The sequence below is a fragment of the Neobacillus kokaensis genome, from assembly GCF_014656545.1.
Classification (GTDB): Bacteria; Bacillota; Bacilli; order Bacillales; family Cytobacillaceae; genus Neobacillus; species Neobacillus kokaensis.
On sequence record NZ_BNDS01000001.1, the window covers coordinates 202,848 to 214,952 of the forward strand.

A 12,105-nucleotide genomic window follows, 5' to 3' on the forward strand; every position below is an offset into this window, starting at 1 on the left:
AGTTTAATTAATTCACGTTGATACTTTGAATTAGTTTTTGTTGAATATATTGCTGTTGTAATTCGCGTTTTTCAGCCATTAAAGATTCTTGTCGCTTTTTCAACTGAGCGATTTTTCCTATAATTATTTGCTTTTGGATGGGTGGTAAGTCAATTTCTAAATCCTTTAAATGCGATAGCTTCAATAATGAAATGACTGTTCCTTCACTTAACACAGACAGTTGTTTTTGAACTGATGGATGTTCATTAAAGTACCATTCAAAGAAGGCTGAATCTACATCATTTGTTAATTGAATTTTGATAAAGTTATTTGTTAGTAATAACCTGCTATATTTCTCAGGTAACAAAGCAACCTTTTGGGTATGTGTGTGTAAAATAAGACTATTTGTATCTGTTAGTAGTTGAGGTGTTAATTTTTCTTTTGGTACAATTATTTCAACATTTTTTTCATTTGATATACGATAAGAAAGTCCAAGGGTTTCGTTAAATTCTTTTAGTGAGAGCAGTTTGACTTTTGTTATCTCAACGTTGTTAGAGAAAGTTTCCAATCGATTCGCAAAAGCCCCTTGTGTAAATTGTGCAATTTGATGAAGTTTCACAACATCCCTCCTTTGATATTTTTTAATATATCAGTACTTGTAGGATTTAGTATAATTGATATTTTAAAAAATATCAATGTTTTTGTATTTTTTGATATTTTTTAAAATAACTAGAAAGAGCGCTGATTTAGCGCTCTTTCTTAATAAATAGAATTTAATGGAAAAATATGGTAATTACGCACCGTATTTTTCTGCAAAGTCACGAATGAATGAAGTAATCGCTTTGATTGCTTTATTCTTTTTCAAGAACGATCCTGATAAAGAGTCCATAATTGTATTTTTTTCAATTAAATTAGAATATTCATATGTCGATACTTGTTCACGTAATATCTTATCTTCAATTTCTACTTCTTTGGCAAATGATGCAAGTTCCTGCTCACTCATTTCTTCTTCATATCGATTGTATGCATCGATGACAGATTCATGAGAAGCTAAAGTTGGTGCGACTTTGTCTAAGAAACCTTTAATCAGTTCAATTTTTAGACGTAGCTTTGGATCAGATGCATGATCTAATTCCTGTTTGATGAAACGAATCTCTTTTTCCCGTTCTTTTTCATCTTCTGTGTTAAGGTTCGCAATGAGATTCAGAATGTAGCTGACGTTAATACGGTCTGTATGCATCAGCTCTAACTCAAAGTCGATGTCATGTAAAATCGATTCTTTTGGCACTTCGCTTCGCTTAAATTCTTCGTATACTTTGAAGTATTTGCTCTTAAAATCTTCGTATGATTGCTGTGAAATCGTTAGCTCTGTTTCATCAAACTTAAAATCCGAAAATGACTGTAAACGTTGAAGTAATTTCGTGACATTTTTGAAAGCGATAATGAATTGACGTTTATCTTCTTCTCGTTCTAGCTCATCTACTTCTTCTGGAATGACTGCAATTTTTCTTAAATTTTTCACTGCTTCTCTAAAAGCTTTTAGGTATTTGTCATAGCTACCCATTAAAACCGTATCAACATTATCTGTTCTAGAGAATAGTTTAATCGCATCATCTGTATTGTCTTTTAAATTTCGATAGCAAACGATATTTCCGTAAGGCTTAGTTGCTTTCTCTACACGATTTGTACGACTGTATGATTGCAACAAGTCGTGATACACCATGTTCTTATCTACATAGAGTGTATTAAGTGGCTTACTATCGAATCCAGTTAGGAACATTTTTACGACAAGTAAAATATCTACTTGAGCATTTTTCAATTTTTTCGATACATCAGAAAAATAACGATCCCATGTTTCTGTCGAGAAGTCTGTGTCGAACATTTTGTTATAATCTGTAATCATACGGTCTAGCGCTTCACGAGAATGTTCACATGTTCCATCACTGTCCTCATTTTGCCCATATGAATATATACCAGCGATTTTTAGATGATGATTTTTCGATTTCAGAATGTCATAGTACCGTATCAATGTAGGAATTGAATCAACTGCAAACATGGCACAATAGCCTTTGCTCTTCGAACGACGTACATGATTGTCCAAAATATGATCTGCTACAAGATTGAGGCGTCGCTCGTCATGCCACACTTCATCCGTATCAATCGCTTGTACTTTTGTATCATCTTCTTCATTGATATTGGCATTGAATGTACGAATATATTCAACAGAGAAGCCAAGTACGTTGCCATCACGAATTGCATCTTTAATTAAGTAATGATGTAAGCATTTTTCAAATAGGTCGGCAGTTGTACGACCATCTTGGCTTTTGTTCTCTATGAAACGAGGTGTTCCTGTAAAGCCAAAGTATTGAGCGTTTTTGAAATGACGATCGATTTCTTTTCGCATATCACCAAATTGGCTGCGATGACATTCATCAATGATGAAGACAACATGTTCTTGTTTGTAAGGCTCCATAATCTTTACATATTTTGGACTCTTAATCGCATTGTTCATTTTCTGAATTGTCGTTACAATAAAACGCTTCATTGGATCTTTGATTTGATCGATGAGTATTTCCGTTTTGTTTGTACGGTCTACAGAGCCTTTTTGGAACTTATTAAATTCTAAAATAGTTTGACTATCTAAATCTTGTCGGTCAACAAGGAAGAATACCTTTTTAATACTATCTTCATCTGCAAGAATTTGACCAGCTTTAAATGAAGTCAAAGTTTTCCCAGAACCTGTTGTATGCCAAATGAAACCATTGTTATTTGATTCTGTTGCACGCTGTACCAGTGCTTCAACTGCATACACTTGGTAAGGGCGCATTACCATTAACGCTTTATCTGTATCATTTATGACCATATAACGACTAATCATTTTTGCTAAATGACATGGCTTTAAGAACGCACTAGCGAAATCATGTAAATTTGTAATCAGTTCATTCTTCTCATCCGACCAGAAAAATGTGAACCCAAATTGAATGTCGTAATCAGAATTCGAAAAGTATTTTGTATCGACACCATTACTAACGACAAAAATTTGTAGGAAACGATACAAACCAGGGAAAGTATGACGACGATAGCGTTGGATTTGATTAAACGCTTCTTTAAAATCTAGTCCTCGTCGTTTCAATTCAATTTGAATTAGTGGTAAGCCGTTGATTAGGATCGTCACGTCGTAGCGATTTGTGTATTTACTAGTCACCGTTGTTTGTGTTGTGACTTGGAAAAGGTTTTTACACCATTCTTTCGTATTGAGTAACTCTACATATAATTGAGTCCCATCTTCACGTTCAACCAGGAGCTTATCACGTAAAATTTTTGCAGAATCGTAAATGCTTTTTCCTTCGATTAATGTAAGAATTCTCTTAAATTCTATATCTGTTAACGGTTGTCCATTTAGTTTATGTTCATTAAATGTATTGAGTTGTAGCTTGAAGTTAGCTAATAATGCTTCGTAGTCTGCTATTTTTACAGCTTTGTAACCTAGATTAACAAGCTGTGTATGTAATTTTTTCTCAAGTTCTGCTTCTGGTTGGTATACCATGCTGGAAACCTCCTTAATCCATCTGCTCCCATTATACTAAAAATTTACTTATTAGTTACATTTTAATAGTGAATTCCCAATACTGTTACATAAATCTTATAACCAGAAGTTTTGCATACCTGTCAGTATCCGTTTTATATACAAAGTTAAATATATATTATTACCTGGAATACAATCTAGGAGGTATTAATATGCAATCAGCCAAACGAGTAAATATTGTCTCATTAAGGTTAGTAAAGGAATCAAGCCTTCTTTACAAAGAACGGTCAATTCGATCTCCAGAGGATGGCTACAAATTATTAAATCTGTTCTTATCCGACAAGGATAGAGAGCATTTCATTGTAGTTTCCTTAGATACAAAAAACCAGCCAGTATCTATCAATATTTGTCATATTGGCAGCTTAAACGCTAGTATAGTTCATCCAAGGGAAGTGATGAAATCAGCCATTTTATCAAATGCTGCCTCAATACTAGTTGGTCACAATCATCCGTCAGGAAAGGTGGAACCAAGTCGTGAAGATATTGAGGTTACAAAAAGGCTAGTCGAGGCTGGGAAAATTATTGGCATTGATGTCCTTGACCATATTATTGTTGGAGACGGAGTTTATACTTCATTGAAAGAAAAAGGATATCTTAATTAAAGGAGAAAAGAACACTTCCAATTGGTGGTGTTCTTTTTTGTTCAACTAAAAATAAAAATGATAAACGGCGGTGTTATGGATACTGACTGCTTGCTGGGAGCAGCGATGGATTCATTGAGTGGTTCAATAAGAAAATAGAGGAGGGGTGTCTGATCAACAAATATTACAGATTTTACAAAACAGGGGCTTCAAAAGAAGCTGAATGAGACTAGTGCATAGTTATTTCAATATTAGAAAATAAAACAGCATATTTAATTGGCGTTTTACTTTTTTTGAATAATGCAAATATTATATTTTCAATATTGCAAATCCACTGAAATTTATTTAAAATAATAGTGTAATTCAAGAATAATTATTAAACATTAGACGAAGTCATCAGGAAGTAATCAAGAAAATAATCGAAAAAGTGTTCTTTGAGGGTCAACTTGAGCTCTTAAAATGCACATTTTTAGTTATTTCTTTTTGCTTTCTGTATGTGACTTCGTCTATTTATTTTTAAGGCGGGTGAGGCTTATGTAAAATGAATTCAAAAAGGAGCCAAATATTAAAAACGGGAGAGGTTTCAAAAGATGGGAGTAGATAATATTACTTTAACTATTGGTACTCCGCTAATTGAGGTTGATATTGAGTTGAATTTTAATCTTTCAGATTCTCTAGTAGACTTTATTGATGCCTGTCTAGCTGAACTTAAAGAATAGGAAATGAATAAATAATAAAAATTTTAGGTGGTGTTTAAAATGGAAGTTTTTGATTGGATTAATAAACAATTAGGCTTGTTTATTGAAAAGCACGGTTCTCTTCCAGAGTATTTTGAAAAAATTAACATAAATTCTTCAACTATTAGATCAAGTAATACTTCTGAGTACAGCATTCAAAAGTTCGAACCCGCTTACGGATCTTTAGTTTACACAGAATTGTTTGGCGGTTTAGCAGAACACTCTGGAATTTATATTGGAAATAAACAAATTATATCTATGGATGGAAAAGGGAGGATAAAAAAGGAAGGTTTAAATGAATTTACGGGCAATATTTCTACTATTAATTATGAAATTTATGTCCCGTGTTATGATGGAGTGAATACTGCAATTGGTTATCACAAAGCAGCCTGGAATGCAGAAGAGAAATTGTCAGAAAGTAGAAATTATCATCTTCTATTTGATAATTGCCATCAATTTAGCGCAGTTTGTATAACAGGAAATTTTGAAAATAACAGTAATTTTTTGATGTTCTTGAAAGACGATTTTCAAAGAGCGGTCGGTGTTGAAAAAATTGTTTGGAGAAAATGGAACTGGAAAAATTAAATTAAATAGATGACGGTGGTATAAAAATTAAATTTCCACCAGAGGGCAAAAAAATACTCACTTAGACAGTCCTAAGTGAGTATTTTTTTTGTGCATTTATTTAATACAAATGCTTCAAGTGATTTTCGGGGGATTCGCCAGGATCTACCGACCCTAAATCCTTTTATTTCTCCGCTATTAAGTAATTTATAAGCATAATTTCTTCCAATGTATAGTACCTCCATTAATTCTTCTACGGTTAAAATATCGTTCTGCATTTCAAACATTGTACATTGCCCCCTGATGATTTTTTTAGATTATTGTTCATTATTAATGATTAGTAATGCTTAATTAGGATAAATTTTTATTGTGCAATGAGTATGGAATATACTATTTTAATTGTTTAAAGTTTATACTTGATTTGTAATTTTTCTTAATGAGGTGCGATATGCTAACTAAGGATCAAAGAAAAGCTTTGTGTGCAGAACTCGGATTACAATTTAATATTAAGGATGATGAAGAACTAACATACGAAAAAATTTTTAGAGCAATAGAACTTGGAGAGCCATTTGATGAAATATGTAGGAGTTTAGATTTAGAACCTTCGTTGGTCGAAGATCATGTGAAAAAATACGTTCTTCATTTGATATTTGAGGAAGCGGCAACATTTAATGAATATGATATGGAATTAATTAGGAATTATTGTGAAGAACCATTGATAAATACCACGATAGGTGAACTATTTGAACAGGTACAAAATGAACTTTTTCTTGTTGAATCAGATTCTTTTCAACAGTATTTGTTAAGTGTTATTGATGCACAAAAAAATATTAAAAAGACTTATTTAACAAAGGAAAATGAAAATTATTATGATCCTGTATATCCTTTCCATAAAAGAAACCACACGCTTTTTCCTTTTTACTTTAATCATTTTGTAAATAAGAAAAGACCTATTAAACCGCAATCATTGGATAAGGATAGCTCAAAGGATTTCTTTTCAGACTTATTAGTGCATATTAATCAGATTAAAGGTTTATTAACCGGAAATGGCTATAATATTAACCCGACAAGAGAAATAATAGAATTCGAGAGGGAAACAAATATATTTTTCTTGCTAAAGGTACAGTCAATGTTGCCGAAAGAAAAATTAATTAAGATGTCTTCAAACAGGAAGGATAATTATTATAAGGCTCTTGCTTCAATGTCTTTAATTGAGGACATTCGCTTAAAACTATATTTTGTAGAACGGTTCATTGCCGAAGATAATGAATTTCTTTTTACCAAAACCCAGGATGGATATAATAGGTTATTTTGGTTAATCTTTTTCTATTTGCCACTCTTAAAGGATTTTATTAAAGACAGAATTAAAGCACCGCAAGGAACGCTTTCGGTAAAAGATCCTTTTGTAGATGATAAGGAGCAAGCAACCCAATTAAGGAGAGTTAAGAAAAAATTATTTTTGTGCTTTATTTTGAAAAATAATCCATGTTACAGTGTATTAGAATTAAAAAGAGAGTACATTTTCCAATTAGACGAGTTGGAGTATTCGAATAACTTTGATGATTTATACATGAATGTAAATAAATTCAAAAAGCATCGAGAACAGTTTTGTAAGGAAACCATAGAAATTACCGCAAAAGAAATAAATAAAAATGGCGGTTTTCCAGAGAATTTGGATTATTTATTTTGTCTGCTGGCGAAATCTTTAGTAACTGAAATGGCATTACATTCTGATGATAAAATACCAGAATTTGAAGAGCCATTTGAAAAATATTTTAATGAACAAAAGATATCTGAAAAGATAGAGCAACTTAATGTTGAAAAATTATCTGACTATAAATAAAAAAATATAAACATAATAAAGCCGCTTCCTTACTTAAAGGAAGCGGCTTTATTATTATCAAGGATTTAGGGTATTAATTTGCAATTATCTAAAAACTAACCCTGAAATCCCCCATGTTACTTTTAGTGTGTAAAAAATATTAAAGAGGAGAGATAAATAATGGCTCTATGTAATGAATTTTCTAAGGTTGAGGAAAAGCTCATAAAAAAAATGGCAGATGGTAATATTGATATCCAATTATTAGCAAGTGATGGTAATAACTCGTATGTCTGCATTGGGGATACTCGAATTGAACCAACGATATTACTGTTGTGTTATGTTACGCCAGAATATAGGATTTGTAACGGAATTATTGGCGATAGAAAATTATCTTTATTATTTGAAAATGAATTATTACAACAGAGGAATGAAGAACTTCGAATAATTTTTGATCGTAGAGATTCGGATGAAAAGTGCCTTCATGTATACAGTAAAGAATATTTATCTGAATTTAGCGAACAAACTGATTTTACCAAGAGAGGGATAATAATTGCTTATATTGAAAAAAATTCGTTTGCACAATTAAGCATTTTTAATAGTGAATTGCAGCATAAAATTAGTGAAATTAACACCAAAAAAGAATCATTAATACCAGATTTTAGAACAAATGCCTTTACTTTAATTTCGTCTATTTTTCCAAGGGTTAAAGGCTACCTTCAAGAAGAGGATGTATCTGTAGAGAATAAAGATTAATAATCAATGAGGGAGTAATTACCGTGTCGATAAGCGAATTAGGAGATGAAATACGTAAAAAAATAAATGAATTGCCAAAGACTTCAATCCCAGAAACCTTTTTGGAAGAAAATGAGGTAGCAGAAATTAGTAAGCCTAAGGTAATTAGGTTATCCAATTTACCAGTTAATGAAATTCCAAATAAATATATGGATGATCAAGAAATAAATAATGAAAATAACAGGGCAATTGATTTATCGCAATTGAATTATGGTGAATTAAATGAGCAATTTATGGAAAAAAATTCAATAGGGAATGAAAATGAAAATGAAAATACATTTGATTTGTCACAATTGGAGTACGGGGAAGTAAATGAGCAATTCATGGAAAAAAATTTATTAGAAAATGAAAAAGTTAAAATCCCTGATTTGATTTTGCCGGATAAGTCTAATGGTAAATTAATGCGAGAAAATAATGAAAACGTCATAAAAGATAAACAACAGGGGGAATTTAATCATAAAAACATAGAGCACTCTATTTTTTCGAAAATACTTGAAAAGCATAATTTAATATGTTTGAAGGGAAACCTTTACCTTTATAACAATTTTACAGGGTACTTCTATGAACTTGAAGAATATGAAATTAGGACTTTAGTACGGACTGGATGGTCATCAAAAATAGCAGGATTACTTTCAAAAAGTCGAGTGGATGATATTATCGACCGGTTAAAGAGTTGTGCTGAAATTCAAATTGAGGAAGATGATTTGGATGCATACCCTAATCTGATAAATTTTAATGACTGTGTCTTGGATATGAAAACGGATAAAGTAATCAAACATTCACCTCAATATCGATTTACCAATTTTATTAACGCTAATTATTGTAATAGAGAATCTAAAGGAAAAAACTTTTTGCATTTTATCAATCAATGTACTGATGGTGACGAGGAAAAATCCAAACAACTGCAAGAGTTGTTTGGATATGTGATATCAAATTATTCAAATGCAAAAAAATGGTTTGTTTTAATTGGGCAACCGCATACGGGCAAAAGTACAATACTTGAATTGTTGACGGATATTATTGGTGAAGAATATACAAGTAATGTTCCGCTTCACGAGCTAGGAGGGAAATTTGTTCTGGCTGATTTATTCAAGAAAAAGCTTAATGTTTGTGGTGAGTTAAATGATGGGATTTTAAACAATATAAGCACAATCAAGGCATTGACTGGAAATGATAGATTGAGAGCGGATAGAAAGTATAAATTGCCAATACATTTTGTAAATCGTGCAAAAATTATTATGGCAGGTAACTCTATGTTCCAATTAAAAACACTCGATAACACAACCGCTTTTATCGATAGAATATTATTTACAGTCTTTAATAACACCATTCCTGAGAATAAAAGGGACTATAAATTAAAGGAAAAACTCCTTTCAGAAAAAGATTTTATTGTTCGATGGGCTGTAGAAGGGCTACAGAGGCTAATAAGAAATAATTTTATTTTTACAGAATCTCATGAATCAATTGATTTCAAAAAGCAATACCAAAATGAAATGAGTAACATAAATGATTTTATAAATACTGAATGCTTGATTGACTCGAAAAATGACCGATTTAGGGTTCACAAAAAAGATCTATTCCAAGCATATTTAATTTTTAGTAAAGATAACTGTCAAAATATTTTAAACAAAAAAGAATTTTTTAACGAAATTAAAAAATTGCCAGTAAAACAGTCAAAATTCAGATTAAGGAAATCAAACCCATTGGATGGTTATATTGGAATTACACTTCGAAGGTATTTAAACCAAGAAAATAATTTATAAAAAGAGTTTTTGAAAAAAATGTCTACTTTATCTACACAAAATAATTTCGCTACTCAAATAGTGGGAATATCGTTAAATAAAACGTAGATTTTCTTTCTCATGAATACCTACGTAGTTGCTACACTTGTCTACATTTATATGAGTATATTAAACCTTGTTAATTATATATTATTACGGTGTATAAGAAATGAGGCTATAACCTAAGGGAGGCTAGTTAAAATGGAACGTCAAACATTAAGTGCAAAGGAAGCAGCAAAATATATCGGTATCTCTTATTGGCTCATTTTGGATATTACAAAACGAAAAGAAATTCCTTGTATTCGTGTGGGTAGTCGTGTTCTTTTTCGGAAGGATGCTTTAGACGACTGGATGGAAGAGAAGGAGCATGAGAGTGTTCAACAGCCGAAAATGAAATTAGTATCAACGCGTTAAGAATTAAGTATTTCATAAGGTTCGAAAGTCCATCATGGAATTTCAAACCTTTTACAATAACGAATAAGGGAGTATTAATTAATGGCAGGAAATTTACGCAAACGCGGAAAAGAATCTTGGGAATTATCATTTAGTCACGGGTATGATGCAAATGGCAAAAGAATTAGGCATTACAAGACTATTAAAGCAAAGAGTGAACGAGAGGCTCAAAAGGAATTAGCTAAATTTGTTACAGAAATTGAAAAGGGTAGTTATGTAGAACCATCAAGACTTACACTTGCGGAATTTGCCGATAAATGGATTGAGATGCATGGCACGCAAAACCTTGCTCCCAAAACCTTAGATTTATATATGGGGCTACTAAATGACCGAATAATCCCAGCGTTAGGGCATTTCAAACTTGAACAAATAAAACCAATACATTTAGTTGAGTTTTACAAAAATCTCAAAGATACGGAAATACGCTTAGATGGAAAACAAGGTCCATTATCAGATCAGTACATTGTTCATCATCATCGCCTTCTTAGAACTATACTGCAGTATGCAGTAAAATGGCAGTTTCTTAATTCGAACCCTGCTTCTCAAGTCGATTCACCCAAGGTAAGAAAAAAGCAGACCAATGTTTATGATGAAAAGCAGGTTCAAGCACTCTTGGAAGCAGTGGAGCATGAAGATATAAAATATAAGGTGTTAATAAATTTGGCTGTTTCGACTGGAATGCGCCAAGGAGAATTGCTTGGACTCGAATGGAAACGTATAGATTTTGAGAGTTTTACAATCCATGTTTGTCAATCAAGTCAGTATATAGCTGGTAAAGGGATTATTACTAAATCCCCTAAAAATGAAACATCGGTTAGAAGTATTACAGTTTCTGGATCAATAATAGCTTTATTAAGAGTGTATAAGGCAGAACAAAATAAGGACAGGTTAAGAGTCGGTGACAAATGGCAGGAATCGGACCGTTTATTTACAACTTGGGATGGTAAACCTATGCACCCAACCACTGTAAGTAGTTGGTTTCCCGAATTTCTTCGCAAATATGGGCTGCCGAAAATCCGTTTTCATGCTCTTCGCCATACTGCTGCTACATTACTAATTAATCAAAACGTACACATGAAAACGATTAGTAGCCGCCTTGGTCATTCAAATATTCAAACAACCATGGATATCTATGGACATTCTTTAAAAAGTGCTGATCAGGATGCAGCTGAAAAATTGGACTTTCTTTTTAAAAATGAAACAAAACGGCAGGGATCAAGGTCATGACTCTTTTGGTTTGTAAGAGCAAACTATGAAGGGATGAATAAAATGAAACAGTATCGTTTTGTTGATTTTATAGTTAAGGAAAAACAACTCACTGAAGCATTAGAAAAAGGTTTAGGGCGACCTCTCGATCCACGCGAAATGGGATATATTAAGTGGTTTTCAGAATGTGATTACGAAACATCTGGCTTATTGCTAGATTGGTTTAAAGAATTATCTAAATGAACAGTACAGTGATATTACTTACTTTTTACTTTTTAGAAATGCGTTGATTTGAATTTTAGTAAAAACGAAAAAACCCTTGCGGCTGCAAGGGTTTTAATATGTGTTAGAGAGGATTCGAAAGTTTAATAACTAATGTTCTGTGTCTATTGACACAATTTTCATTCAATAAATGTCGATAAATGGTATAATTTAGTTCAAATGATTCGTTTTATTTCTAATGGTTTAGGTCTAATGTAATAGCAAATCTTAATCGAGGATGAGAAAGGGGAATAAGGGAGATAAACCTTTTATTGGTGCTCAACAAGAAAAATAAAACAAGTTTTTTAGATTTATGCTGAATTGAGTTGTGAAGTAAACTAGT

At 32.1% G+C, this 12,105-nt stretch carries 12 protein-coding genes; 9 read left to right on the top strand and 3 right to left on the bottom strand.

Annotated elements, in window-relative coordinates; translation table 11 throughout:
- Nucleotides 1-7 precede the first annotated feature (7 nt).
- Nucleotides 8-598 (bottom strand): restriction endonuclease subunit S, encoded by a 591-nt coding sequence (locus IE222_RS00965; protein WP_191268800.1) that lies wholly within the window; start codon nt 596-598, stop codon nt 8-10.
- A 174-nt stretch (nt 599-772) separates the two neighbouring features.
- A complete protein-coding gene (locus IE222_RS00970) occupies nt 773-3,526 on the bottom strand; it encodes a type I restriction endonuclease subunit R (RefSeq protein WP_191268804.1) in 2,754 nt (917 codons plus the stop codon).
- A gap of 191 nt (nt 3,527-3,717) precedes the next feature.
- Between IE222_RS00970 and radC the strand changes: the two genes are divergently transcribed.
- The 3 genes from radC to IE222_RS00980 all read left to right on the top strand — a co-directional run bounded on the left by radC (nt 3,718) and on the right by IE222_RS00980 (nt 5,468).
- A complete protein-coding gene (gene radC, locus IE222_RS00975) occupies nt 3,718-4,167 on the top strand; it encodes a RadC family protein (RefSeq protein ID WP_191268806.1) in 450 nt (149 codons plus the stop codon).
- A gap of 569 nt (nt 4,168-4,736) precedes the next feature.
- Complete coding sequence (locus tag IE222_RS26660; RefSeq protein ID WP_275671413.1) at nt 4,737-4,865, top strand: hypothetical protein; 129 nt, start codon at nt 4,737-4,739, stop codon at nt 4,863-4,865.
- A gap of 39 nt (nt 4,866-4,904) precedes the next feature.
- Nucleotides 4,905-5,468 (top strand): hypothetical protein, encoded by a 564-nt coding sequence (locus IE222_RS00980; RefSeq protein WP_191268808.1) that lies wholly within the window; start codon nt 4,905-4,907, stop codon nt 5,466-5,468.
- Nucleotides 5,469-5,539: 71 nt separating this feature from the next.
- Here the strand turns inward: IE222_RS00980 and IE222_RS00985 are convergent, their stop codons facing one another.
- The gene (locus IE222_RS00985) at nt 5,540-5,734 is read right to left on the bottom strand and encodes a helix-turn-helix domain-containing protein (RefSeq protein ID WP_191268810.1); all 195 of its coding nucleotides are present in this window, start codon (nt 5,732-5,734) and stop codon (nt 5,540-5,542) included.
- A 161-nt stretch (nt 5,735-5,895) separates the two neighbouring features.
- On the opposite strand from IE222_RS00985, the gene IE222_RS00990 reads away from it, so the two are divergent.
- The 6 genes from IE222_RS00990 to IE222_RS01015 all read left to right on the top strand — a co-directional run bounded on the left by IE222_RS00990 (nt 5,896) and on the right by IE222_RS01015 (nt 11,744).
- Nucleotides 5,896-7,290, top strand: coding sequence for a hypothetical protein (locus IE222_RS00990; protein ID WP_191268813.1), 1,395 nt, complete (start codon nt 5,896-5,898; stop codon nt 7,288-7,290).
- 159 nt (nt 7,291-7,449) lie between these two features.
- Nucleotides 7,450-8,022, top strand: coding sequence for a hypothetical protein (locus IE222_RS00995; protein WP_191268814.1), 573 nt, complete (start codon nt 7,450-7,452; stop codon nt 8,020-8,022).
- 23 nt (nt 8,023-8,045) lie between these two features.
- Complete coding sequence (locus IE222_RS01000) at nt 8,046-9,824, top strand: DNA primase family protein (protein ID WP_191268815.1); 1,779 nt, start codon at nt 8,046-8,048, stop codon at nt 9,822-9,824.
- Nucleotides 9,825-10,043: 219 nt separating this feature from the next.
- A complete protein-coding gene (locus IE222_RS01005; RefSeq protein WP_191268816.1) occupies nt 10,044-10,256 on the top strand; it encodes an excisionase family DNA-binding protein in 213 nt (70 codons plus the stop codon).
- Nucleotides 10,257-10,337: 81 nt separating this feature from the next.
- On the top strand, nt 10,338-11,522 hold the full coding sequence (locus IE222_RS01010; protein WP_191268817.1) for a tyrosine-type recombinase/integrase: 1,185 nt from the start codon (nt 10,338-10,340) through the stop codon (nt 11,520-11,522).
- A gap of 42 nt (nt 11,523-11,564) precedes the next feature.
- The gene (locus IE222_RS01015; RefSeq protein WP_191268818.1) at nt 11,565-11,744 is read left to right on the top strand and encodes a hypothetical protein; all 180 of its coding nucleotides are present in this window, start codon (nt 11,565-11,567) and stop codon (nt 11,742-11,744) included.
- The last annotated feature ends 361 nt before the right edge of the window (nt 11,745-12,105 follow it).